Here is a 23,809-nt window from a genome sequence, read left to right as displayed (position 1 = left end):
TATTTAATCTTCAAGTTCGTAATCAATGATAATTTCTCCATCTGGGATGTCGTGTATAAATCCATCTGGAGATATTTTAGGAGGAAATACCTCTCTAATGCGCTTTGTTACCTGCAAGTTTGCTGTTTGTTTATCATAAGTAACCGCAATAAGGTCTACAGCTTGATTGATGTAATACACATTATTTTTAATTGCGAGATCTGTTGCTCCAGGTGCCTTTATATAGGCAAGAGCAATAGGTGAAGATGGATTTTCATTATCAAAAATGTGAAAACCCTTGTTCTTTTCATTTACAAATAGTAAACCGTTAAGAACATAAATTTTGCCTGAGTTTACAATGGTTCTAGCGTCTTCAAGAGTGACGCTTGCTTCAAACGTAGGGCGATCAAGTGTAATCGCGTCATAGTTTGTTAATAGGTCAATGGTATCTACATCATCACTATTTCTGTCTGTTACACAGCTCAGTAGTGAGAAAGATACGAGTAGTAGGATACATACGTGTTTCATATAATATAGTTTTGCATAAGATGCAGTAACTACCTATACGTTGCGTGTGCTAAGTAATAGTTTACAATTATTTAATGTTAGAGTGCTTTAAATAAGGTTTTTAGGTCACGTAAGCCACGTTTGAGATTTTCAAAGAGTATAAGCATTTTATCTACTTGAGTTTGCTCATTTTTATAGCGTCTTATTTGATAAATAAGACCTCTTTTTTTACCATCTGTGAGCGATTCAAAAATAGCTGCGCCCTCTGGGTCACTATCATAAACCGCGTCAAATGCTTCTGGAGTGACCACACCGTACTTAGTGGTATCTTCTATGAGCTGAATGCTAAAATTATCCAGCGGCTCAATTTGCAATGTTTTATGGTGCTGTTTTCCAAATAGAACCCAGTACACGCCTTTCAATTTACGTATGGCTATATGTGTTTCTAGCGTATTTGTATCATTACTAGCTTTCAGCAAGACGCGCTTATGACCAGCATTAGACCACTCATTACCCAGCTTTTCAGGCAATATGAAGCCTCCCTTTTGGAGTTGAACTTGTATTACTTTTGACGTTTTGATTCTTAACTAGATAATGTGGTGTATGGTTATGAGTGCGCTTTCGCGAAAGCGTAATTCTAACTAAGCGTTGTTATTACCTGTGTCTCGCTATGAAGGGTTTTGTGTACTGGGCATTTGTCTGCAATTTGTAAAAGACGATTTAGCTGCTTCTCATCTAGATCCGACGTTATTTTAATCTCACGATGAAAGGTATCAATCTTAGCCGAAGGGTTGTCTTCACAAGCAACACAATCTTGAGCGTGCGTTTTACTGTAACTGGTGTGCACCTCAACGTTTTCTACAAGCCACTTTTTGCGCTTTGCATACATCTGTATGGTCATTGCGGTACAGGCAGAAAGACTACCTGCGAGTAACTCATATGGGGTAGGGCCATAGTCGTTTCCGCCTACGCGTACTGGCTCATCTGCCTTCATATGGTGATTACCTAGTTTTAGTAAGGTTGTAAAGCCCTCTTCGTCATCTAGACTTGCCACCACTTGAAAGGTGGTTTTTATGGTCTCTTGAACAGGTTGTGGTATATATCTCGCAGCCCATCCAGCAATTATTTTACCTACGTAAGCTGCATTTTCTTTATCAATAAGTAAGTGCTCAGATCCATCTAGGGTTACAAAGCTCTTAGGGTGATGCGCGGCGTGGTATATTTCTTCGGCATTTTTTATAGAAACGGTATCGTCTTGTGGTGAGTGGAGTATAAGTAAGGCTTCGTGAAGGTTACGAGCAGCTTCTACACAAGAGTTTTCTTCTAGATTATCTATAAACTGCTTTTTAAAAGTAAAGTCACGCCCTGCGAGTTTTACATTAGCCTGACCTTTATCTTTTATTACTGAAAGCTGAGAGCCTAGTTGCTTTTGTACGTGTACTGGATTGCTAGGCGCTCCTATAGTTGCGACAGCCTTTATCGTATCAATCTTAACACCTGCAAAAATTGCTGCAGCACCACCTAGCGAGTGTCCCACAAGTAAAGACGGCGCTTTGTATTCTTTGGCAAGAAAATCTGCAGCGCTTATGAGATCATCAACATTACTGGAGAAGTTTGTATCTGCAAAGTCACCATCACTGTCACCTAAACCCGTAAAATCAAAGCGTAACACGCCAAAACCTTGAGAGGCAAGTGCTCTACTTACATTGCGCACTGCACTAAAATCTTTTGTACAGGTAAAGCAATGTGCAAAAATGGCAAAGTTATGTGGGTCTTGATTTGCAGGTAGATCTAATCTTCCAGCCAATACCTCTCCGTGTGCATTTGTAAAGTTTATTTTACTTGATCTCATATGGTTGTTTTATAGTTAGATAGTGTAAGTCGTTATTCAAAAGATAACCTATCTTAAAAGCTTTTAAATTACAAATATTAAAGAGCAAATAGTACATTTAGAAACGCAAAAATTCTATAAAGTCACCTTACTTTTATGTTATCACCTGTAAATCAAAATCACAGAATAGTATTACTAGATATACTTAGAGGCTTTGCAATCTTTGGTATTTTTGTGGTGAACATAGAGATAATGAATTGCACGTTTATAAATGGTGATGCATTCGCAGAGCAATTTACCAGCATTCTTGACAGTCTAGCTGTAAGAATAAAGCAGTTATTCTTTTACTCAAAGTTCTTCCCAATATTTTCATTACTCTTTGGTGTTGGGGTAAGTATCCAGCTCGCAAGTATGAAACGCAAGGGAATAGGCCATTTTTTCTTTTATAGAAGAATGTTTGCCTTATTTGTGTTTGGGGTATTACATATTATATTTCTTTGGAGTGGTGATGTGATACATCTATATGCGATTCTAGGTCTTTTAACACTTGTTGCGGCAAGGTTTAAGAACAGCTACTTGGTAATATGTGCAGTGCTACTTTTATTCTTTCCCTTTTATAACTCAGTAGCGACATATTTAATGAAATGGGTAGGTTATGATATGATGTCCTATTTATCTACCTACACACCAGATGATATAAGAGCAACAATAAGAAGCGGAAGTTATTATGATAATGTAATGCTACGTATACAAGAATACAAGAGTAATGTTGGGATGCTTTATGTGTTTTTAGCTCCTAAGGCTTTCGCAATGTTTTTGATAGGATTACTATTAGGTAGGGAAGGAGTGTTACATAAGCTTCAAGATTTTGCACTTCGTATAAAACGTCCTGTTCTTATAATGTTTGTAGTAATTACCATCTATAGGGTCATGTTTTTATTTTTCACCTGGGATACAGTATTGTGGAAAATAGATGTCTGGAGAAGTACGCTATTTTCAAAAAGATGGTTTTGCCACTTAGGCACGTAGGGAGAATGGCATTAACCAATTATATATTACAGAGTGTAATAAGCTTAATTATATTTACCTCTAGCGGTTTAAGTTTATATGAGCGACTAAGTCCTTTTGAAACTTTATTGCTTGCAATTGTAATCTTTTGTTTGCAAGTATTAGTGAGTAATTTATGGCTTCGTTATTTTAAATTTGGGCCTTTAGAGTGGTTATGGCGATGTGTGTCTTACGGGCAAGTTTTACCGCTTAAAAAAGAAAGAACATAAAAAAAGTCTCAATTATCAATTGAGACTTTTTGAAATTAGTATTATGACTTAGACTTTCGCCAGTCTGTTTTTATAAAAACAGCGAGTTGAAACCTGTCATAGGTGTCTACCGCAAAATCATTTTTGAGATATCCCATTTGTGCACTTAGGTTCTCACTAAAGTTGTAGCCTAAAGCACCGTACAGTCTATTCTGCCCAAAAAAGTCATTCTGCAGATTTAAAAAAATCTCATCATATGCGGTTAGAAACCATTTGTCATTAAGAGGGTAGGTTACTCGTAAAAAGTAACGCGCTCTATGCTCTGTTGTATTCTCACCAGCAGGTCTATTTATAAAACGTTGCTCTAGTCGATATCTATGGCTAAAGTTAAACTTGCCAAGACTATTTTTAAGAACAAACTGCTCATACAGACGATTTTCATTTACATTCTCTTCACCTGCAAACTCAAGAAAGTTTGTGTCTGTGGTGATGTTACCATACCCAAAAGAAGCCATAGCCTTATCTGATATATGGTAGTTAAGAGCCGTACGAAGGAGTAGCTGATTAAAGTTACTCCCAAACTCATACGTTCTATACTGTGCCTCTGCGTGTATGCTTAGCTTTTCTGATATTCTATTATTTGTAAATATCATAGCCCACGCGCCTAGATCATCTTCGCCACGGTCTTGGGCTTGTAATGATATAAGAGATGAGAATAATAGTATTAAGGCTAAAAGCTTTTTCATACTTAGTTTAATTTAAACGTTTTTATCTCTTTAAAGCTACTTACATCCATAGCTTTAAGCGTGGTTTCAAATGGTGCCCACTCTGTGCTAAAGAATGTATTAGTTTTCTCTAGCGCGCTCTGTAGTTCATTACGTGCGTGTGACATAAGAGTAGTCTCTGTCGTAGTAAGTCCGTTAGGGCGACTACGTACATAACCACTGGCAGCACCTATACGATTCATCACTGTGATTTCTGGATTACGTGTGATACCCTGCCTTTTATCTACCTTACCTATGTATAATGCGATTACCTCATCTATGCGCTTATCCATATCTTTTATAGAGGCTAGCTCATCTTTATACGCCTTTTTATCATCAAGTTTGTTAATCATTTTCTTGTAATCATTTGCAAGATTCTTGCTCTCTACAAGCTGTTTTACAGCATCTGCGGCTACTTGAGTCATCGCTTCAAGATCTTTGGCAGCATTGTAACTATCGTCTATTGCTTTTTGCGGCACATCATACCTTGGGTCGCTCTCTACTGTGATAGCGCTCTCGCTTGTTTGATCTCCATACTGCATTACAAGCTTGTAAGTTCCTGGTTTAACAGAAACTCCTCTAGTTTCATTCTTACGTTTTCTAACGCGTCTAGATGGGCGATCACCACCAGACTCATTCATATACCAAGTAGTTTTATAAATACCGGTACTGTCTGGAGTTTTCCACTTGAGGTGACGTATCTGTCTAGCACCATCATATATTTTAAGGTGGATAGAATCCCAAGTTACTTTTGCCTCATCTGCTTCTTCAGCATCTTTCTTATCACCTTTTTTCTTTTTATCTACTTTTTGTTTAGTAACATAGTAAGCGATTTGCGCACCGCTTTTTCTGTTCTCACCGTTATAGATGGCATCTGCTCCAAAACGACTTCCCGTAGGTTGCTGGTATGATGCGTCATATGCAGTAGGAGGGGTAAAGAGTTGTAGCTTTCGCGAAAGCGTACTTCTATCACTCGCTATCTTACGCAGTGGTCTTATATCATCAAGAACCCAGGCTGCACGCCCAAAGGTCCCAATGACAAGATCGTGCTCTCTAGGGTGAATTACTAAATCTTTTACCGAAGTAGTAGGGAATCCTTTAGTCCATTTCTGCCAGTTGTTACCTGCATCAATAGACACATAAAGACCGTCATCTGTACCTAAGAACAAAAGATTCTTTTCTTCTGGATCTTCTATAATTGATAATGCATAACTCTGCACATCATTCTCATCTACAATGCGCGTCCAGCTTTTACCATAATTTGTGGTTCTGTAGGCATAAGGAGTGTAGTTAAAGCGTCTATAGTCGTTTGCAACTAGAAGCGCTTCACCTTTATTCTTATCACTTGCTTTAATTTGTACAATCCAGCTTCCTTTTGGTAAACCTTTTAAGTTATTAGACACTTCTGTGTATGATGATCCGCCATTTGTAGTATAATGTACACGGCCATCGTCTGTACCTACCCAAAACATATCTTTTTCAAGCGGAGAAGGTTCTATAACAAGAATGGTAGTGTGATTTTCTGCACCGGTGGCATCCATAGTAAGACCACCAGATTCAGATTGCTTTTGTTTCTCTGGGTCGTTTGTAGTAAGGTCTGGAGAGATTATTTCCCAAGTGAGTCCTTTATCTGTAGACTTGTGTACAAACTGACTACCAAAGTATATAGTACTGTTATCAAAAGGATCAATATTAATAGCACTGTTCCAGTTGAAACGAAGTTTTACATCTGCATCTGGGTGCGTAGGCTTTACACCATAGTTATTTCCTGTTTTGTAATCATAACGGCTCACAAACCCCTGCTGACTCATAGACCACCCGTACTGGCTGTCATCGCGATCTGGCACTACGTCAAAACCATCTCCAAAAGAGATTTCTTGCCAGTAATCGTTACGTATCCCTTGAGCTTTCCATACATAGGCAGGTCCTCTCCACGATCCATTATCTTGCATACCTCCATATACATTATAAGGAAACTCATTATCTACATTAATGTGATAAAACTGAGCTACAGGTAAGTTACCTATAAAACGCCACGTCTTACCACCATCTTTTGTGATGTTAAGACCGCCGTCATTACCGTCCATCATAAATTTCCCATTATTAGGGTGTATCCACCAGGCGTGGTGATCTGGGTGTACTCCATTATCTACTCCGTAAGCGCCCATAAGTTGGTCAAAGTTCTTTCCACCATCTTCAGATACGTTTACATAAGTAAATACAGAAAACACACGATTTTCATTTTGTGGATCTACGTGTATATCACTATAGTAAAATGGTCTGTTGCCTATATCACTCTTGTCATTAATCTTTTTCCAGTTAAAGCCACCATCATTAGAGCGGTACAATGCATTCTTCTTTGCTTCTACAAGCGCATAAACCACGTTAGGGCTTCCAGGCGCAATAGAGAGACCTATACGACCTAGTTCTCCTTTAGGAAGTCCATCTTGATCTGTGAGCTCTTTCCAAGTGTCACCACCATCGTGCGTCATATACATACCAGAACCTGCACCACCAGACTTAAAGAACCAAGGGTCACGTTTGTGCTCCCACATTGCTACAATAAGTTTATTAGGATTTGTAGGGTCCATAACCATATCTGCCACACCAGACTTGATGTTTGTAAATAAAATCTTGTTCCAAGTTTTACCACCATCTGTAGTTTTAAAAACGCCACGTTCTGGGTGTTCTCCCCAAGGAGAACCTATAGCGCCCACATAAACCACATCTGGATTAGTAGGATCTATAATAACACGGTGTATGTGACGGGTTTTTTCTAATCCCATAGATTGCCACGTCTTACCGCCATCTAGTGATTTATAAACACCATAACCACCATTAAGAGAGTTACGCGGATTTCCTTCACCTGTACCTACCCATATCACAGATGGGTTAGATTGCTGTATCGCTACCGCCCCTATAGATGCTGTGAGCTCGTTTTCAAAAACAGGATCCCATTTTATTCCGCCAGAAGTAGATTTCCATAAACCTCCAGAAGCTGTACCTACGTACATTACATCTGGATTATCTGTAACCACATCTATAGCAGTCACACGTCCAGACATACCGCCTGGGCCTATGTTACGGGGTTGTACATCCTTGAGCAAGGACATATCAAGTTTTTGAGCAGATACTACTGTGCAGATGCATAGCAGTAGGAGTGAGAAGAGTTGTTTCATTATAAAATTTTGGTTGAATTATAATAACCTTTCGGTCAAGGGACTAAAGTTAATTAAAAGACAATCTTAATTTCTTAAATAGTTGTTAATGGATGCCCTATGTTTTAAAGGTTTTATTCACGCTTTCGCGAAAGCGTAATTGTATCCCTAATAAGGTCTTATGAAATAATTAACAAGACATTGGTATAACATTGGCTTTTTGTTTAAGAATATGAACATATCTTTGAACAAATAAAAAAACCAATTGTTATGAAAAAGATCTTATTAATGGCAGCAACAGCAGGATTATTATTTGCTTCTTGCGCCGAAGGAACTAAAGAAAAAGCAACAGAAACAAATGAGGAAGTTGCACAAGCAGTAGTAGAACTAGAAGAGCCTGTGGTAGAAGAGCCAGGTACAATAGTAGATATCGCTGTGGGTAATGAAAATTTTACAACACTAGTAACAGCTGTAAAAGCAGCAGGACTTGTGGAAACATTAGCAAGTACGGGACCGTTTACTGTATTTGCACCTACAAATGATGCTTTTGCAAAACTTCCAGAAGGAACTGTAGGTACTCTAGTAAAGCCAGAAAACAAAGCAATGTTAACAGATATCTTAACCTACCACGTAGTAGCTGGTGAGTATATGGCTGGAGACGTAGTTGCTGCTATTAAAAAGAACAATGGTTCTTTTAGTACAAACACAGTGATGGGAGAGCAAATTACTTTAATGATGGACGGAGATAACGTCGTTATTAAGGATGCAAAAGGTGGGACATCTGTAATTATTATGACAGATGTAGATGCTTCAAACGGAGTGATACACGCTATAGATACTGTAATTATGCCTAAAGGGAAGTAATTACCACTCACTTTTAATAAAGAATTAAGAAGCGCCTCTGTCGAGGCGCTTTTTTATTGACCTATTAGGTAGTAATTTTATACAGCTATGAGAAAACAACAAAATAGGAGCGGTTTTGTATTCAAAACCTATGACGCTCCGCAAAAATCCCTTTTTGACCAGCTGCTTGATATATTTCAAGAGCTCATCACCCACACCTCTGGTGATTTTGACGAGGCGATGGACTGGCTCAAAGAGCTTGATAAAGAATATAAACTCACAAATGATGAGTATACCTTAGACGACTTTGTACAGGAGCTTAAAGACAAAGGCTACATACGAGAAGAAATTAAGCCAGATGGTAACAACGGCACGGCTATCACAGAGAAGACAGAGCGCGCCATACGCAAGAGAGCCCTAGATCAAATTTTTGGGAAGCTTAAAAAGAGCTCTCAGGGTAACCATAGGTCAAAACTTAACGGTAGAGGAGATGAGCATACTGGTGACTATCGCGAGTATCGTTTTGGTGATGGGCTAGAGCGTATCTCTATGACAGAAAGTTTGCGCAATGCTCAAATTAATAATGGCGCAGAAGATTTCCGCTTACGCGAAAGCGATCTAGTGGTGGAAGAAACCCACTTTAAGGCACAGATGAGTACCGTACTTATGATAGATATATCGCACAGTATGATACTTTATGGAGAAGACCGTATTACTCCAGCCAAAAAGGTAGCGATGGCACTTGCACAGCTCATCACAACGAGGTATCCAAAAGACTCTTTAGATATCATCGTATATGGTAATGATGCCTGGCCTATTAAAATTAAGGATTTACCGTATTTACAAGTTGGTCCTTATCACACTAACACAGTAGCAGGTCTTAATCTCGCTATGGATATCTTGAGACGTAAGCGTAACTCAAATAAACAGATCTTTAATATTACAGATGGTAAACCGTCTTGTATAAAGCTTAAAGATGGGCGCTACTATAAAAATCCAAATGGACTAGACGAGTATATTGTAAACAAGTGTTACAGTATGGCTAGACAAGCCCGTAAGCTTCATATACCTATCACCACTTTTATGATTGCAAATGATCCTTACCTGCAGCAGTTTGTAGATAATTTTACTGAGGCAAACCAAGGAAAAGCGTTCTATACAGGACTGCAAGGTCTAGGAGAGATGATCTTTCAAGATTATGAAAGCAACAGAAAGAAGAGAATAAAATAATTGTAAAAAAAAATAGATACCTCATTGTGAGATGAGGTAAAACAAGAATAGCTATGAATCATACAGAAATAAAAACACTAGGAGCTCTTAAAAAAGCATCGTGGACATCTAGAAGTATAAAAGAAGAGTTGCGCGAGCACCTTATATCAAAATTACAAGCAGGTACACCTACATTTACAGGTATACACGGTTACGAGCACACAGTTATACCAGAACTAGAAAGAGCCATATTAAGTAAACATAATATCAATCTTTTAGGGCTACGTGGCCAGGCAAAAACTAGACTTGCAAGACAGATGGTAAACCTCCTTGATGAGTGGATGCCTATAGTAGCAGGTTCAGAAATTAATGATGATCCACTTAATCCTATCTCGAGGTATGCTACAGAGCTTATTAAGGAAAAAGGAGATGACACACCTATCCACTGGGTACATAGATCTGAGCGCTTTGCAGAGAAGCTTGCAACACCAGATGTAACTGTTGCAGATATAGTAGGTGACGTAGATCCTATAAAGGCAGCAAACCTGAAACTAAGTTATGCAGATGACCGCGTGATACACTACGGAATGATTCCTCGTGCAAACAGGTCAATTTTTGTAATCAACGAGTTGCCAGATTTACAAGCACGTATACAAGTGGCTTTGTTTAATATTCTACAAGAAGGTGATATTCAAATACGCGGCTTTAAATTGAGACTACCACTTGATATGCAGTTTGTATTTACTGCAAATCCAGAAGATTATACAAATAGAGGAAGTATAGTTACACCGCTTAAAGATCGTATAGGTTCTCAAATACTTACTCACTATCCAGAAACAGTGGCTATCGCGCGTACTATAACAGATCAAGAAGCAAATCTAGACGAGCGCCAGAAAACTAAAGTACACGTACCTAACCTAGTAAAAGATCTTATAGAAGAGATAGGTTTTGTGGCTAGAGAGAGCGAGTATATAGATGAAAAGAGTGGTATAAGTGCACGTATGAGTATAACGGCATTTGAAAACTTAATGAGTACAGCAGAGCGTCGTATGTTGTTATCTGGAGATGCAACTACTGCAATACGATATTCTGATATTATGGGCATAATTCCTGCGATTACCGGAAAGGTAGAATTAGTATATGAAGGAGAACAAGAGGGAGCAGATGAGGTTGCAAAAATTCTTATAGGTGATGCAACGCGTTCACTTTTTGATGATTATTTCCCAAAGATCGAAAAGCTTGTAAAAGATAATCAAGAAGATCCTTATGGTGATGTCTTGGCTTGGTTCTTTGAGCAAAGTGGTTTTGAGCTTGAAGATAATTTGACTGACAAAGAATACAAATTAATGCTAGACAGCATTACACCTTTAGAAGAACTCGTAAATAAATATCAGCCCGAAACAGTAGAGGAGGACCGCTATTTCTTAAAAGAGTTTATCCTTTTTGGACTTGTAGAATATAAGAAACTGAGCAAGTATAAACTCACCACAGGGATGCGTTTTAATGATCTTTATGGTAATTATATTTCAGGATTAGGATAATTTTAAAATATAAATTATTAATTTATATAATCATTGTAAGTATTTGATTTTAAATACTTAGCGTAAAACTTTTAGATTAGACTAAAGTGTGAAAAGCTCCCAATTTGGGAGCTTTTTTTATGATTGTAATTCAATGTTGTTATTGAATATTATCCTAGATTAGGAATCACAAGATTCTGATCTGGATGTATAACATCTGGGTTTTTAAGGATGTCTTTATTTGCTTCAAAAATCTCTTTGTACTTCATTGCATCTCCATAATAATGCTTTGCAATCTTGCCTAGTGTGTCTCCACTCGCAACTGTATGACGTGCATAAACAGATGTATCTGCGACTTTAATGTCTGCTACAATGTCACCTGGATTTTCTCCTCCGGCCGCTTTTATAGCATCCCAAAGTTGGTTTTTCTCATATTGATTTGTTGCAGTACCTGTTACGTGAAGTACTCCATTTTCTTCTTTTACATCTCCGTTCTGGATGTTAAGTTTTTCTCCTAGGTCAAGAACGTTTTGATATTTTGCTTTTACCATTATTTAAGTATTAGTGTTAATTTGTTTTTAATATACAAAGTGTTTAAGATATTGTAATTAATCTAATCTTCAAAAATTAATTGACCTGTAAAAAGCACATCTACATCGACTAGCGGTGGTTCTGTGACAGATATAAGGTCTCCTGTGGCTTTTATAACGCCTTGTAGGCTGTTTTGAGGATTTACTACCATTTGTGCAGCACTGGTATGATTAAAGGTTAAATCGCCTATCTCAAGGTTTCTACCATTGAATTGCGGAAACTCATCGCTAAAGTTTATAGATGCCGTTTCAACACTTCCAGACATTGTAATATTACTTGATCCATTTGCAGAAATCACCAGGTTAGTACTGTTTATATGCAGCGTCACAGCACCACTTTTATTAATATCTGTAATGTTAAGGCTATTAGAAGTTGAGTTGCTTACAATAGTTAATGATTCATAGTTGAGTAAACCTTCACTGGTAATCTCAAAGGCAGAAGCCTGGCGTATGCGAGTAATATTTGGTGAAGTTACAGTTACAAGAGTTCTACCATACTCGCGTAAAAAATTACAACCATTTAGGTTTTGCAGTACAAGTGTTTCTTGTTCTACAAAGAGGTTGAGGTCTGGTACTAGATTTTCGCCAGTTTCAACGATAACTTGTTGTTGAGGTCCTTCTTTAAGAATAACGCGAATGTCATCTTCCATTTGGATTTTTGAAAATGTATCCACATCAAGTGTATACGTTATGATGTCTCCATCTGTTTGAAAACAATCATTTGCATCTTCAGAGTCGCAAGAAATGAAAAATGCTAGCAGTAGGGCGAGTAGGAGGGAATTACGCTTTCGCGAAAGCGTAGATATAGCCCTTATAAACCTGAAGTTTGTTGTCATCATAATCGTATTCCTAATCCAAATTCTACTGCCTCTGCTTTTGCTCCGTGCGTTTTTACGGCAGCAGAAATAAAGTATTTTTCTTGTATATAGTGTTTAAGCCCCACGCGCTGGTAGAACCTACCTTCAAAATCATAAGGATAGTACACATAATAACCGGCGTGCGTCATAAGTGCGGTTTTATTAAATCGCAATTCGTGACCCACAAATACGCCTGCTCGTTTCCAATCTTGGTCTTTTGTAACACCAAATGAGGGGAAGGCTACAGATAGAAACTCAATTTCGTTCTTTAAGAATTTTGAAAAAAAGAACTCTGCTCCAGCAAGAATGGTACTTTTTTTACTCAATCTCTTATCTGCATAAGCAGTCAAGATCAAGAATGGTTCTTGACCCAGCCCAACATAATCACTCTCGTTAAGCCCCATATTGAGAGCAAAATTAAAACCTATAGGCTCTGTATAGCGTTCTCTAGGTCCTCTGGGAATATAGTCTGGAATCGGTTTGTTTTTATAGACCACACCTGCGTTAATTGCTAGGGTGTTTGTACTTGTATTAGGTGCTTTAAAATTACCATTTGACCCGTGTAAAAAGGTAAGTCCTGTTTGTAATGATATTTGTGGGGTAATCGGTTGCTTGTAGTTAAGCATTACAAGTGTGGCGCTAAAAAATCTTGAGCCATAAGCGTTATTTGCTACATTGGTTTCAATGTCAAAAGGATTTGTAGTATACCCAATACCTTGACCAACTCTGGCCATAAGTTTTCTGTTAAGAAAGTAGAAGCTGTAATGCGCTAGAGCGTTATAGGTCTTGCCTAAGTTGTCATTTTTAAGATCTTGATAGGCCAATGTAAATCCGTAGTCAGGGTAATTATATCTTCTGGACCACTCTTGCTCACCATAAGTTTTCTTGTTATAGCTTAAAATCAACCCTTCTGGATGCCCAGTTATGAGCGATGTGATGTCTTTGTTGTGCCTCAATATACTCCCGTAAAAATAATTGAGCTCAACTTCAAAAGGATTAACCTCTTGTGCGGTTATAAAACTGCAGTAGAGAAGGCTTAAAGCAACAAAACATTTTTTATACATAAAATAACTAGCAAAATGCGAATGTATGCATTTCTACTTATAAATGTATAAAAGAAAAAGCCACCCGGAAGGTGGCTTTTATATAGTAGGATTGTGTGTTAAAGACCTGTGTAGAAGTCCATAATTTTATTTATGTCGTCTTCATTTTTATAATTAAGATCATTTTGATCTACAAAGGTTTTTACCTTTTCCTCTTGTGCTGCAAGAAGTTTCAATATTTTTTTCTTTCTGAGACTAAATCTTTCAAAACTATCGTTTTTAAGAAGCATATAGAACTCTCTAGGTATGTAACGAGCAATTGTTGTCCCGCGCATAGGGTTTGAGCTTCCCTCGTTTATATCTACTACGTGATCTTTTAATATTTTAAATTCTGGTGTCTCTACAACAAGTTCGTAAACTTTAATAACAGCACTGTTAGGCGCTTCAATATTTACAAACGTTTTACCATTTATAATGGCTTTATCAATTGCAAGAGAGTTAAAGGTATAAATAGAATCACTATTGATTTTTGCGACAATTTTATTTCTTCTACCGTCAAAGTTTACATTCTCAATTTTTAGATTTTCGCCTGCCTTTGTTACTACAGTTGCAGAACGATCCCAATTTTCAAAAAGGTATGGTGATCCATCTACTTTCTTATCTTCAACTCGGTTTGCTCCGGCTTTGTAACCTAAATTCATTTTCTGATTAAATACTGAATTTGAAGATGTGGAAGAACCTCCACCTCCAAAGGTGTTCTGTCCTGTTGAAACCGTTGCTGTTAGTAGGAAACCAGCAATAAATAGTGTACGTAAAATCATAAGAAGTTTTTGTGTTTAAAGTTCCAAATATAACAGGATTAAGAAAGTTTTAAGTGTTAAAATGCATTCTTTAACTACATTTAACTTTTCTTTAAACATTACATTATGTAATTCTTGATTTTGCTGCTTTTTGTGGTGTTAAGATTGCTTTTTGTTGAATTTTTCAATCCATTTTTTAACGTGTCTGCATCTGGCCTTAAAAGCCGCGCTTCCGGTATGGTATCCATCTTCCATAAAACGCTTTAATTCTGGATGAACCCAATCTGTTTCTGTGCCTAAGTGGTATAAAGAAGTAAGTGTATATGCTTTTACAGCCACCTTTTGATCTGTGATTAACCAGTCAAAACCACATTCTATAATACAATTCTTATGGCTTGATAAAAGCATCTTTCTAGTTTCTGGGTGCTTTTCTTTGTAATATGATATTGTAAGGTATTCGCAAATTTTTGCGACAGGTCTTAAGGCGGAGTCTTGATAGACAGTATGCATATGTGTTGTAAAGTAATCAAGATGCGGTAAGATAATTGTTATATTCATTTTTGTGGCAAACTCCGCAAGCCATCCGGCACGATTAGATCTAGGGTCGTCTACCATAAATAGAATTTCTAGTACGTGTCTCATTGCACCAGGATTATCAACAATAAGTTGCGCATAGTAGGCGCGCTTCTCACGACTGTGATTGACGTAGTCTAGATCTTTATAAAGCTCGTTAAGTGTCAATTGTTAGTTTATTTAGAAAGAAGTGTATCTACCACCTTTTTGACTCCTGTTGTTGCTCTCTCTGGGAGTATCGTTAGTCCTTTTTTTTGTGAGATAGCTGGTTTAGGGTCAATAAAAAAAATCTCAGCATCTGGCTGGGCTAGGGTGATAAGTCCAGCTGCGGGATATACTTGCATAGAGGTGCCTACTATGATGATATAATCTGCCTGACTAACAATATGAGCAGCATCTTCCATAAGTGGTACATCTTCTCCAAACCAAACAATATGCGGTCTAAACTGGCCTCCTTGAGGGCATAAATCACCAGTTTTTAAATCTTTTTTCCATTCTAAAACTTGAGACGGGTCTTTGCAGCTACGCACCTTAAGTAATTCACCGTGTAGGTGTATAACTTTTGAGCTACCCGCTCTCTCGTGCAAATCGTCTACATTTTGAGTGATGATATGTACGTCATAGGCTTCTTCTAGTTTTACAAGATCAAAATGTCCTTGGTTAGGTAAGACTTCTAGTAGTTGCTTCCTGCGCTCGTTGTAAAATCTTAAAACAAGCTCTTGGTTTGCTTTCCAGCCTTCTGGTGTCGCCACTTGCATTACATCGTGACCTTCCCAAAGACCGTTTGCATCTCTAAAGGTTTTAAGACCGCTCTCTGCACTCATACCAGCGCCAGATAATACAACAACTTTTTGCATACTCCTCAATAGGTTTTTTACACTTTAAAAGTACAGTATCTTTACCCTGTAAACAATTTTTAATGGATCAAGACCTTTTAACCTACCTGCAATCTTTTTTAACCGAACGTCGCGTACAATTATTTGATAAAGTATTACGTGAGCGCACAACACATTTTACCGTGGCTGTAGAGGATGTATATCAATTACACAACACGAGTGCTGTAATACGTAGTTGTGAATCTTTTGGAGTACAAGAACTGCACGTTATAGAAGAGGTAAATGCAAAGCGTATAGATCGTGAGATTGCTATGGGGGCTCAAAAGTGGGTAGATGTATCTCGTCACAATAGTGCTTCTAGTTGTATCAAATCATTGCGTGAGCAGGGCTATAAGATTGTTGCCACGTCACCACATAAAGATGCACACAGGCTAGAAGAGTTTGATGTGACAGAGAAGGCTGCTATATTTTTTGGTAGAGAGACAGAAGGTTTAAGCGACCTCGTGATGGAGGAGGCAGACGATTTTATTTATATACCTATGGTAGGCTTTACTGAGAGTCTCAATATTTCAGTTTCTGCGGCAATAACATTACAGCATATAATGACTAAGCTCAAATCTTCGGCTGTAGACTGGAAGTTTTCTGAGCAAGAACTTTTTGATAAAAAGCTGGCTTGGACTCGTAAAATGATTAAAGATGTAGAGCGCATTGAGCAGCGCTATCTAGATGAAAGAGGGTAGGAGTACGCTTTCGCGAAAGCGTAATTAAAATTATCTTTTAATCTTTATTTTGTAAGACTCGATACTCTTCATAACACTCACTTATGGCATCTAGAATCTGAAGGTCATTTGCAGTCATTATAAAGTTATCTGAATAGCTACAATTTTTTAATATAGCATCTATATCTACACGGTCTATTTGAAGTAGAGCGCCTAGAGTCTCGCGGTCAAATTTACGTTCAAGAAGGTTACGCACTTTGTCATCTTCTTTCATCTGGCGTAGCTTTCGCAATTGTCCTTTCTTACGGCTGAATATATTGTAAAGAAAATCTGCAGGGTTAAAAATAGAGCTCAGCACGCGTGACACGGCACCAGGCTGTCCTTGACCTATTTCATAACCAGAGTTAAGACCAGAAATGCTATAGCGCTGGTTACTGTAAATAGGGATTCTCTTTGCATCTATCTCTAAGTAGCCGGTAAGTTCTATCTCTTCTACAACCACTTCTTCTAGTGCAATGCCTATCTCTGTCATTTTAATCTTTACATCTCCATATTTTATCCAGTCAGAACTTACTCTTACTTTGAGCGATTTATAACCTAAATATGAAAAGTATAATGTATCATTTACGGCAGCCTTAATGTCAAAGTTACCTAGCTTATCTGTAGTAGCTCCTTTAAAGTTTGAAAGGTTGAGAATATTTACGTTTTGTAAAGCAATATCTGTACTGCTGCTTAAAACTTTACCATCTATATATCCATCTTGAAGCTCCTTTGTAGAAGTTTCTCCAGTTGGGGTAGCTGGTTCTTGCGAGTATCCTACTGTGCATACGGCAAGTAGCAATAAAAAAAGTATGGTTTTCATCATATAGAGTAGCAATTTATGCAATCCTATGAGAAAACCATACCAAAATTTAACTTTTACAATAATTCTAACACTTTAGGCTAGCTGCGACGGCGTCTTTTGCCAGAAAATGGGCTTTTATTACCTTCTGTAGCTCTGTCTGGAGTACGACTTGGTCCTCTACGATCTGATCTACCTTCTGATCTACCTTCTGATCTACTTGATCTTTCTGAGCGATTTCTAGACCTTCCTTGATCTTCTCCATAGCTAGACTTGCGATCACGGTCACCGCCACGACGGTCACTGCGTTTTCTGTCTGATCTGTCACGATCACCACCGCTACGACGACGATCACCGCCACCGCTACGACCTCCTCTAAAGCCATCATTGCCACCTCTACGGCCTCCGCCACTGCGGCCTCTTCCGCCACCGCCACGGTTACCACCGCGACCTCCGCCGCCTTGTGTCTCTTCTACACTTACACGACGACCATCAAGTTGATAATCTTCAAAGAGTGCAAGTACTTTTTCTTTATGCTCTGTATCTGTATTGAAGAATGAGAAGGCGTCTTTACAATCTACACGGTATATCCCGTCTTGACCTAAGCCTGTCATTTCTTTTAAGAAGTCCTTAAGCTTCATCCAGTCAAAATCGTCTTTACGACCTACGTTTATAAAGTAACGTGTTGTATCACCAGACTCTTCTTTAAACGCTGCAACAGCATTTTGATTAAGATCTTTTGCCTTTTTGTAATAATTAAAGAAGCGTGTAAACTCTACAGAAAACACTTTCTTTATAAGCTCTTCTTTAGTATTGTCTTTAAGTACTTCTTCTATTTCTGGAAGATAAGCATCAATCTCTTGGTTGATCTCTGTGTTATTTATGCTATTTGCAAGGTGAAATAACTGTACTTGTGTAATCTCTTTTCCGTCAGGAATTGTTTTTTGATCAAACTTCTTTGCTAAAATCTTTTCGAGCTGCTTGATTTTACGCATTTCACTCTTGGTCACAATAACCATAGAGGTACCAGTTTTACCAGCACGACCTGTACGACCAGAACGGTGCGTATATGTCTCTATCTCATCTGGAAGTTGGTAGTTTATAACGTGTGTAATATCATCTACATCTATACCACGTGCAGCAACATCTGTTGCAACAAGCATCTGTATTTGATTATTTCTAAAGCTCTTCATAACAAGGTCACGCTGGTTCTGACTTAAGTCACCGTGTAGCGCACCTGCATTATATCCATCTTCTATAAGTTGCTCTGCAACTTTTTGAGTATCTCTCTTAGTACGACAGAATATAACCGAAAATATATCTGGATTTGCATCAGAAAGACGTTTAAGCGCTTGGTAACGATCACGTGTGTGTACAACGTAGTACTCGTGTGATACATTTTTTGCACCTTCATTTTTATGACCTACTGTAATCTCTAGTGGGTCGTGCATAAACTCTTTTGCGATACGTGCCACCTCTCTGGGCATTGTCGCGCTAAAGAGCCACGTAAGTTTATCTTCTGGAGTGTCTGCAAGAATATTTGTAATATCCTCATAGAATCCCATATTAAGCATCTCATCTGCCTCATCAAGAACACAGTAGCTTAATTTTGTAATGTCTACCATACGACGACGCATCATATCTTGCATACGTCCTGGTGTAGCTACTACAATCTGAGCACCACGTGAGATCTCACGAGCTTGCTCTTGTATATTAGAACCACCATAAACAGCTACTACGCGCACACCTTTAATGTGTTTTGCATAGTTTTTCATCTCGTTAGTAATCTGGAGACATAGCTCACGAGTAGGGGCTATAATAAGACCTTGTGTGGTCTTGCTTGAAGCATCAATGTTTTGTAATAGTGGAAAACCAAAAGCAGCAGTTTTACCTGTACCTGTTTGTGCAAGTGCAACCATATCGCGATCTTCGGCGAGTAGTTGTGGGATAGCTTCTTCTTGGATTTTTGATGGGGTTTCAAATCCCATATCGGCGATAGCCTGAAGTAAGGGCGCGTTTAGGCCCAGTTGATCAAATGTCATAAGACAAAATTTTAATAAGTTATCGTGCTGTAGGAAGCGCAACGACTTATTAACCAATTGCTTCAATCAACACGTGCCATAAATAGTGGCAGTACCTCACCCTGAGGTTTTTCAAGGTGCAAAAGTACTATATATAATTGAATAATCGTAAAGTGACTTGGTAATTTTTTAAAGAACGTAATTTACTCGTCTCTTAAGTAAGATAAAAACTGCTGCATCGCGCGCCCTCTATGGCCTATTTTACCTTTTAGGGATATTGCCATTTGGGCAAAAGTGGCCTCGTAGCCGTTAGGTTTAAAGATAGGATCATAACCAAAACCGTCATCTCCGTAACGTTCTTTTGTAATTTCTCCCTCACATATGCCTGTAAAAGTCTCTATTTTTTCTGCTTTCGCGAAAGCGATAACCGTCTTAAACCTCGCCGTTCTATCTTGTTTAACTGCAAGAGCAATAAGAAGCTTATCCATATTATCTGAAGCACTTCTTTGAGGTCCTGCATATCGTGCAGAGTATACCCCAGGTGCGCCATCTAGCGCGGTAACCTCGAGACCCGTATCATCTGCAAAGCAATCATACCCATAATGATCACGTACGTATTGTGCTTTTATAATCGCGTTACCTTTTATAGTAGGTGCATCTTCTATAATATCTTCATCACATCCTATATCTGTAAGTGATAATATAGTGATATGCTCTGGTACAAGAGCTTGTACTTCCTTAAGTTTATTAAGGTTGTGCGTTGCAAAGACTAACTTCATTTAAGAGACAAGGCTAAAAATGGCTGCTCCATAAATCGCATAGCGTACAAAACGCGCTAGACCAAAGAGTGCCCAATATTTAAAATCAAAACGAATCATACCAGCAGCAAGACTTGCTACGGCAAAGGGTAGTGGGAGCAAGGCTCCTACTAAAATTAAGAACCCACCCCATTTACGAGCATTTTTTAAATGCTTTTCCATTTTTACCTCAAGGTAGTTATGTACTGCTGGGATTTTAAGAGAAGCTCTCCCTGTAAAATAAGAGACAGCACCACCTAGGTAAGATAGTAGGGCTATTATAGAAAGGTATAATATAGGGTCGCTAGTTTTATCGCTCCAAGCTATAAAAAGTTCTGGAGGGATAATACCAAGTATAGATTCCGAAACAAAGAATAAAGTAAGTACTAAAAAATTAGAGTAATTATCTATCACATATTGTAATGCCGTGTTAAGGTCTATTACAAAGTAGTGAATACATACTATGGCGGCTACAACAAATAGTATAGGTGGCAGCGCTTTTTTAAGTGCATCCTTAAGAAAAGAGTAAAAGCCAGTGTATACATAATACTGGTGCAGTAGCTGTAGTCTATTTTTCTTTTTTATGCCTGATTTTGAACTCATTAAATAGTAGTCGTATATGTATTACAAAAATAACGTGAGTACGGCGTCTTAGTATCTTTAGTACTCATAAATATTGGTTAAACTATGTAGGGCTCGGTTTATTGATGATGATAAGGTTCTCCTTTTAAAATGGTAAACCCTCTATAAATTTGCTCTGTGATAAATAAACGTACCATCTGGTGGGAGAAGGTCATTTGTGACAAAGATACTTTACCTATCGCTTTATTGTAAACTTCTTGAGAAAAACCATAAGGACCTCCTATCACAAAGACTAAGGTTTTTATACCACTGTTCATCTTTTTTTGTAAAAACTTAGAAAACCCTACACTCGAAAATGATTTGCCATTCTCGTCAAAGAGCACAAGGTGATCATAGGGACCCAATTTTGAAAGTATGAGAGCACCTTCTTTAGTCTTTTGCTCTTGCTCACTGAGATTTTTTACATTCTTTATATCTGGAAGAGTCTCAATAGTGTATTTAATATAAAAATTCAAGCGCTTGCTGTACTCGTCTACGAGTGTCTGTAGCTGCTTGTTATCTGTCTTGCCTACGCATAGAAGTTTTATATTCATTTTGCAAAAATACAAATCTCTCTATGACGATGGATGTGTTTGTGTTTCCTTATTTTTACAGAAACCGTATTTTATATTTTTATGATAACAGAAGCGCAGTTTCAGCTTGAGATAGATGGTATAATTTCTAATGCAATAAGAGAAGATGTAGGTGATGGAGATCACAGTAGCCTAGCTTGTATTCCGGCAGATGCGACGGGCAAAGCAAAGTTACTGGTGAAGGATGAAGGGATTCTTGCGGGTTGCGCTTTCGCGAAAGCGGTATTTGCCTACGTAGATGACAGCCTCGTAGTAGAAGATGTACTTACAGACGGTGACCAGGTAAAGTATGGAGACATTGCATTTTATGTATCTGGCTCGAGCCAAAGCATCTTAAAGGCAGAGCGACTGGTACTTAACGCAATGCAACGTATGAGCGCCATAGCGACCAAAACAAAGTTCTTTGTAAACCTACTAGAGGGAACAAGCACAAAAATACTTGATACAAGAAAGACCACTCCAGGTATACGCGCCTTAGAAAAATGGGCAGTAAAAATAGGAGGGGGAGAAAATCATCGTTTTGCATTATATGATATGATTATGCTTAAGGATAATCACATAGACTTTGCTGGAGGAGTGACTAAGGCGATACTTAAAACTGTAGCGTATCTTAAAACTGAAAATCGAGATCTTAAAATAATCGTAGAGGCGAGAAGCCTTGAGGAGATAGAAGAGATTCTTGAAAATTACGAGCACGTATACCGTATTCTTATTGATAATTTTAATTATGAAGATACGCGTAAGGCGGTTGCTCTTATAGGTGATAAATGCCTTACAGAATCTTCTGGTGGTATTAATGAAGAGACCATACGTGAGTATGCACTTTGTGGTGTAGATTATATCTCTAGTGGAGCACTTACACACTCTGTTTATAATCTAGATTTAAGCCTTAAAGCGGTATAATGGCCTCAGACAAGACCTTAGAGCAACGCCTTATGCGGTTCAAGCCTTTTTGCTGGATCGTAGCTATGCTAGATAAGGTAGTGATTCCTGGTTTTGAAGGGATGACTTTACTAAACTTGTCACGCGCTTACTTTACTGGTATTATAAAAGGTGCGCTGGGATCTAGAGCAGGGTCTATTGCTTATAGTTTTTTTATGGCCATTTTTCCCGCGCTTATCTTTGTGCTTAATCTTATACCTTATGTGCCTGTGCCAGACTTTGATATTAAGTTTATGGCGTTTATTTATGAGCTCATACCATCACAGTCACTAGATTTTTTTAGACCTATTATAAGTGATATTGCACAAAATGAGCGTGCAGGTTTGCTGTCTGTAGCTGGTCTTCTTGCTTTGTTTCTTACGGCAAATGGTATTAACTCCATTTTTAGTGGTTTTGAGGGATCTCATTATAATGAGATTAATCGAAGCTTTTTTAGGCAGTATGCTGTGGCTATAGCGACCTCTATTATCTTGGCATTGTTGTTGGTTACTACTATATCGGTAGTTGTTTATTTTGAGTATTTACTCGTTTCTCTCAAGGAGAGAGACTTTATGAGTACAGATTTAGATATAACATTGCTATCGGTTGGAAAAAATGTGTTTGTATTGATAATGATATATGCTGTGATTGCAACGCTCTATTATTTTGGTACCAAAGAGGGGCGCAAAAGCAGGTTTTTTTCACCAGGTGCATTAATGACTACTATATTATTTATGATAACCACGTACCTTTTTGGTATTTATATCGACACTTTTGGGAGATATAATGAGTTGTATGGCTCAATAGGTGCATTATTGATAATGATGCTTTATATTTGGTTGAACTCAAATCTTATATTATTAGGATTTGAGCTCAATGCAACATTGCAAAAACTAAGGATATTACACAAAAACCCTAATTAAATTAACACAAACGTAAATTATGAAAAAGTATTTATTAGCACTAGTAGCAGTATGTAGTCTTACTTTTAGCCAAGCTCAAACAGTTGTAGGTGATGCAACATTACCTAACACAATGACTGTAGAAGGAACAAATCTTGTACTTAACGGTGCGGGAATGAGAGAAAAAGTAATCTTTGATCTATATGCAGGAGGATTATACCTAGCTTCAAAAAAGAGTGATGCCGCTGCTATTGTAAATGCAGATGAGACGATGGCTATGAAGCTGGATATCGTATCTGGTATGGTGTCAAGTAAGAAAATGATAGGAGCTGTAGATGATGGTTTTGACGCTTCTATGAACGGAGACACAAGCTCCCTAGATGCACAAATCACAAAATTTAAAGGTTTCTTTAGCGATAAGATTGTAAAAACAAATGTTTTTGATATTGCTTATGTAAAAGGAAAAGGAACTGTTGTTAGTAAAAACGGTAAAGAAGTAGGGATGATACCAGGATTAGAATTCAAAAAAGCACTTTTTGGAATTTGGTTAGGTAGCGACCCTGCAGATGATGATCTTAAAGAAGCGATGCTAGGTAAAAACTAGTAGATTACAACTTTTATAAAAAAT

At 38.0% G+C, this 23,809-nt stretch carries 25 protein-coding genes; 9 read left to right on the top strand and 16 right to left on the bottom strand.

Annotated elements, in window-relative coordinates:
* Positions 1 to 3: 3 nt before the first annotated feature.
* The 3 genes from Q0948_RS09140 to Q0948_RS09130 form a co-directional block, all read right to left on the bottom strand.
* The gene (locus tag Q0948_RS09140) at positions 4 to 507 is read right to left on the bottom strand and encodes a hypothetical protein (RefSeq protein WP_298350310.1); all 504 of its coding nucleotides are present in this window, start codon (positions 505 to 507) and stop codon (positions 4 to 6) included.
* A gap of 77 nt (positions 508 to 584) precedes the next feature.
* Positions 585 to 1,016 (bottom strand): YdeI/OmpD-associated family protein, encoded by a 432-nt coding sequence (locus tag Q0948_RS09135; protein WP_298350312.1) that lies wholly within the window; start codon positions 1,014 to 1,016, stop codon positions 585 to 587.
* Between the two features lie 107 nt (positions 1,017 to 1,123).
* Positions 1,124 to 2,338, bottom strand: coding sequence for a bifunctional alpha/beta hydrolase/OsmC family protein (locus tag Q0948_RS09130; protein ID WP_298350314.1), 1,215 nt, complete (start codon positions 2,336 to 2,338; stop codon positions 1,124 to 1,126).
* A 135-nt stretch (positions 2,339 to 2,473) separates the two neighbouring features.
* Here Q0948_RS09130 and Q0948_RS09125 point away from each other — a divergent pair, with 135 nt between their 5' ends.
* Both Q0948_RS09125 and Q0948_RS14945 read left to right on the top strand, forming a co-directional pair.
* Positions 2,474 to 3,346, top strand: a complete 873-nt coding sequence (locus Q0948_RS09125) for a DUF418 domain-containing protein (protein ID WP_298350316.1) — start codon at positions 2,474 to 2,476, stop codon at positions 3,344 to 3,346.
* A complete protein-coding gene (locus Q0948_RS14945; protein WP_366875509.1) occupies positions 3,322 to 3,594 on the top strand; it encodes a DUF418 domain-containing protein in 273 nt (90 codons plus the stop codon). Before Q0948_RS09125 ends, Q0948_RS14945 begins: the two co-directional genes overlap by 25 nt.
* Before the next feature lie 41 nt (positions 3,595 to 3,635).
* Here the strand turns inward: Q0948_RS14945 and Q0948_RS09120 are convergent, their stop codons facing one another.
* Together Q0948_RS09120 and Q0948_RS09115 are read right to left on the bottom strand one after the other, a co-directional pair.
* On the bottom strand, positions 3,636 to 4,319 hold the full coding sequence (locus tag Q0948_RS09120; RefSeq protein ID WP_298350318.1) for a DUF2490 domain-containing protein: 684 nt from the start codon (positions 4,317 to 4,319) through the stop codon (positions 3,636 to 3,638).
* A gap of 2 nt (positions 4,320 to 4,321) precedes the next feature.
* The gene (locus Q0948_RS09115; RefSeq protein WP_298350320.1) at positions 4,322 to 7,516 is read right to left on the bottom strand and encodes a hypothetical protein; all 3,195 of its coding nucleotides are present in this window, start codon (positions 7,514 to 7,516) and stop codon (positions 4,322 to 4,324) included.
* Positions 7,517 to 7,765: 249 nt separating this feature from the next.
* Between Q0948_RS09115 and Q0948_RS09110 the strand changes: the two genes are divergently transcribed.
* From Q0948_RS09110 to Q0948_RS09100, 3 genes are all read left to right on the top strand, one after another.
* On the top strand, positions 7,766 to 8,359 hold the full coding sequence (locus Q0948_RS09110; RefSeq protein ID WP_298350322.1) for a fasciclin domain-containing protein: 594 nt from the start codon (positions 7,766 to 7,768) through the stop codon (positions 8,357 to 8,359).
* Positions 8,360 to 8,446: 87 nt separating this feature from the next.
* Positions 8,447 to 9,568: a hypothetical protein gene (locus Q0948_RS09105; protein ID WP_298350324.1), complete on the top strand. Its 1,122-nt coding sequence runs from the start codon at positions 8,447 to 8,449 to the stop codon at positions 9,566 to 9,568.
* Positions 9,569 to 9,621: 53 nt separating this feature from the next.
* The gene (locus Q0948_RS09100; RefSeq protein ID WP_298350326.1) at positions 9,622 to 11,088 is read left to right on the top strand and encodes a magnesium chelatase; all 1,467 of its coding nucleotides are present in this window, start codon (positions 9,622 to 9,624) and stop codon (positions 11,086 to 11,088) included.
* Positions 11,089 to 11,237: 149 nt separating this feature from the next.
* Here the strand turns inward: Q0948_RS09100 and Q0948_RS09095 are convergent, their stop codons facing one another.
* From Q0948_RS09095 to Q0948_RS09070, 6 genes are all read right to left on the bottom strand, one after another.
* The gene (locus Q0948_RS09095) at positions 11,238 to 11,618 is read right to left on the bottom strand and encodes a LysM peptidoglycan-binding domain-containing protein (RefSeq protein WP_021778981.1); all 381 of its coding nucleotides are present in this window, start codon (positions 11,616 to 11,618) and stop codon (positions 11,238 to 11,240) included.
* A 62-nt stretch (positions 11,619 to 11,680) separates the two neighbouring features.
* Entirely contained in the window at positions 11,681 to 12,496 is an 816-nt protein-coding gene (locus tag Q0948_RS09090; RefSeq protein WP_298350328.1) for a head GIN domain-containing protein, read from the bottom strand.
* Entirely contained in the window at positions 12,493 to 13,578 is a 1,086-nt protein-coding gene (locus Q0948_RS09085) for an acyloxyacyl hydrolase (RefSeq protein ID WP_298350330.1), read from the bottom strand. Before Q0948_RS09085 ends, Q0948_RS09090 begins: the two co-directional genes overlap by 4 nt.
* Positions 13,579 to 13,676: 98 nt before the next feature.
* Positions 13,677 to 14,378: a hypothetical protein gene (locus Q0948_RS09080; RefSeq protein WP_298350332.1), complete on the bottom strand. Its 702-nt coding sequence runs from the start codon at positions 14,376 to 14,378 to the stop codon at positions 13,677 to 13,679.
* Positions 14,379 to 14,516: 138 nt separating this feature from the next.
* Positions 14,517 to 15,098, bottom strand: a complete 582-nt coding sequence (locus tag Q0948_RS09075) for an adenylosuccinate lyase (RefSeq protein WP_298350333.1) — start codon at positions 15,096 to 15,098, stop codon at positions 14,517 to 14,519.
* Between the two features lie 8 nt (positions 15,099 to 15,106).
* Complete coding sequence (locus Q0948_RS09070) at positions 15,107 to 15,787, bottom strand: NAD-dependent deacylase (protein WP_298350335.1); 681 nt, start codon at positions 15,785 to 15,787, stop codon at positions 15,107 to 15,109.
* Between the two features lie 62 nt (positions 15,788 to 15,849).
* Here Q0948_RS09070 and Q0948_RS09065 point away from each other — a divergent pair, with 62 nt between their 5' ends.
* A complete protein-coding gene (locus Q0948_RS09065; protein WP_298350337.1) occupies positions 15,850 to 16,506 on the top strand; it encodes an RNA methyltransferase in 657 nt (218 codons plus the stop codon).
* Positions 16,507 to 16,543: 37 nt separating this feature from the next.
* Here the strand turns inward: Q0948_RS09065 and Q0948_RS09060 are convergent, their stop codons facing one another.
* The 5 genes from Q0948_RS09060 to rlmH form a co-directional block, all read right to left on the bottom strand.
* A complete protein-coding gene (locus Q0948_RS09060) occupies positions 16,544 to 17,350 on the bottom strand; it encodes a carboxypeptidase-like regulatory domain-containing protein (protein WP_298350339.1) in 807 nt (268 codons plus the stop codon).
* A gap of 77 nt (positions 17,351 to 17,427) precedes the next feature.
* Positions 17,428 to 19,368, bottom strand: coding sequence for a DEAD/DEAH box helicase (locus Q0948_RS09055; protein WP_298350341.1), 1,941 nt, complete (start codon positions 19,366 to 19,368; stop codon positions 17,428 to 17,430).
* 182 nt (positions 19,369 to 19,550) lie between these two features.
* Positions 19,551 to 20,126, bottom strand: coding sequence for a non-canonical purine NTP diphosphatase (locus tag Q0948_RS09050; protein WP_298350344.1), 576 nt, complete (start codon positions 20,124 to 20,126; stop codon positions 19,551 to 19,553).
* Positions 20,127 to 20,747 carry a short-chain dehydrogenase gene (locus tag Q0948_RS09045; RefSeq protein WP_298350347.1) on the bottom strand — a complete coding sequence of 207 codons (621 nt, stop codon included), beginning with the start codon at positions 20,745 to 20,747 and terminating at the stop codon, positions 20,127 to 20,129.
* 98 nt (positions 20,748 to 20,845) lie between these two features.
* Entirely contained in the window at positions 20,846 to 21,319 is a 474-nt protein-coding gene (gene rlmH / locus Q0948_RS09040; protein WP_298350349.1) for a 23S rRNA (pseudouridine(1915)-N(3))-methyltransferase RlmH, read from the bottom strand.
* 81 nt (positions 21,320 to 21,400) lie between these two features.
* Between rlmH and nadC the strand changes: the two genes are divergently transcribed.
* From nadC to Q0948_RS09025, 3 genes are read left to right on the top strand one after another with little or no spacing between them, the layout of a single operon-like run.
* The gene (nadC, locus tag Q0948_RS09035; protein WP_298350352.1) at positions 21,401 to 22,261 is read left to right on the top strand and encodes a carboxylating nicotinate-nucleotide diphosphorylase; all 861 of its coding nucleotides are present in this window, start codon (positions 21,401 to 21,403) and stop codon (positions 22,259 to 22,261) included.
* The gene (locus Q0948_RS09030) at positions 22,261 to 23,202 is read left to right on the top strand and encodes a YihY/virulence factor BrkB family protein (RefSeq protein WP_298350354.1); all 942 of its coding nucleotides are present in this window, start codon (positions 22,261 to 22,263) and stop codon (positions 23,200 to 23,202) included. The genes nadC and Q0948_RS09030 overlap by 1 nt, the downstream gene beginning before the upstream one ends.
* A gap of 19 nt (positions 23,203 to 23,221) precedes the next feature.
* A complete protein-coding gene (locus tag Q0948_RS09025) occupies positions 23,222 to 23,785 on the top strand; it encodes a chalcone isomerase family protein (protein ID WP_298350357.1) in 564 nt (187 codons plus the stop codon).
* The last annotated feature ends 24 nt before the right edge of the window (positions 23,786 to 23,809 follow it).

Source organism: uncultured Dokdonia sp. (assembly GCF_947496725.1).
Taxonomy (GTDB): domain Bacteria; phylum Bacteroidota; class Bacteroidia; order Flavobacteriales; family Flavobacteriaceae; genus Dokdonia.
This window is presented reverse-complemented; position numbering and strand designations above follow the sequence as displayed.

Bases quoted from the DNA above. Each gene is read 5' to 3' on its own strand.
- Q0948_RS09140 (WP_298350310.1), bottom strand. From the start codon at position 507: ATGAAACACGTATGTATCCTACTACTCGTATCTTTCTCACTACTGAGC.
- Q0948_RS09130 (WP_298350314.1), bottom strand. From the start codon at position 2,338: ATGAGATCAAGTAAAATAAACTTTACAAATGCACACGGAGAGGTATTG.
- Q0948_RS09125 (WP_298350316.1), top strand. From the start codon at position 2,474: ATGTTATCACCTGTAAATCAAAATCACAGAATAGTATTACTAGATATA.
- Q0948_RS14945 (WP_366875509.1), top strand. From the start codon at position 3,322: ATGGTTTTGCCACTTAGGCACGTAGGGAGAATGGCATTAACCAATTAT.
- Q0948_RS09120 (WP_298350318.1), bottom strand. From the start codon at position 4,319: ATGAAAAAGCTTTTAGCCTTAATACTATTATTCTCATCTCTTATATCA.
- Q0948_RS09115 (WP_298350320.1), bottom strand. From the start codon at position 7,516: ATGAAACAACTCTTCTCACTCCTACTGCTATGCATCTGCACAGTAGTA.
- Q0948_RS09110 (WP_298350322.1), top strand. From the start codon at position 7,766: ATGAAAAAGATCTTATTAATGGCAGCAACAGCAGGATTATTATTTGCT.
- Q0948_RS09105 (WP_298350324.1), top strand. From the start codon at position 8,447: ATGAGAAAACAACAAAATAGGAGCGGTTTTGTATTCAAAACCTATGAC.
- Q0948_RS09100 (WP_298350326.1), top strand. From the start codon at position 9,622: ATGAATCATACAGAAATAAAAACACTAGGAGCTCTTAAAAAAGCATCG.
- Q0948_RS09095 (WP_021778981.1), bottom strand. From the start codon at position 11,618: ATGGTAAAAGCAAAATATCAAAACGTTCTTGACCTAGGAGAAAAACTT.
- Q0948_RS09090 (WP_298350328.1), bottom strand. From the start codon at position 12,496: ATGATGACAACAAACTTCAGGTTTATAAGGGCTATATCTACGCTTTCG.
- Q0948_RS09085 (WP_298350330.1), bottom strand. From the start codon at position 13,578: ATGTATAAAAAATGTTTTGTTGCTTTAAGCCTTCTCTACTGCAGTTTT.
- Q0948_RS09080 (WP_298350332.1), bottom strand. From the start codon at position 14,378: ATGATTTTACGTACACTATTTATTGCTGGTTTCCTACTAACAGCAACG.
- Q0948_RS09070 (WP_298350335.1), bottom strand. From the start codon at position 15,787: ATGCAAAAAGTTGTTGTATTATCTGGCGCTGGTATGAGTGCAGAGAGC.
- Q0948_RS09065 (WP_298350337.1), top strand. From the start codon at position 15,850: ATGGATCAAGACCTTTTAACCTACCTGCAATCTTTTTTAACCGAACGT.
- Q0948_RS09060 (WP_298350339.1), bottom strand. From the start codon at position 17,350: ATGATGAAAACCATACTTTTTTTATTGCTACTTGCCGTATGCACAGTA.
- Q0948_RS09055 (WP_298350341.1), bottom strand. From the start codon at position 19,368: ATGACATTTGATCAACTGGGCCTAAACGCGCCCTTACTTCAGGCTATC.
- Q0948_RS09050 (WP_298350344.1), bottom strand. From the start codon at position 20,126: ATGAAGTTAGTCTTTGCAACGCACAACCTTAATAAACTTAAGGAAGTA.
- Q0948_RS09045 (WP_298350347.1), bottom strand. From the start codon at position 20,747: ATGAGTTCAAAATCAGGCATAAAAAAGAAAAATAGACTACAGCTACTG.
- rlmH (WP_298350349.1), bottom strand. From the start codon at position 21,319: ATGAATATAAAACTTCTATGCGTAGGCAAGACAGATAACAAGCAGCTA.
- nadC (WP_298350352.1), top strand. From the start codon at position 21,401: ATGATAACAGAAGCGCAGTTTCAGCTTGAGATAGATGGTATAATTTCT.
- Q0948_RS09030 (WP_298350354.1), top strand. From the start codon at position 22,261: ATGGCCTCAGACAAGACCTTAGAGCAACGCCTTATGCGGTTCAAGCCT.
- Q0948_RS09025 (WP_298350357.1), top strand. From the start codon at position 23,222: ATGAAAAAGTATTTATTAGCACTAGTAGCAGTATGTAGTCTTACTTTT.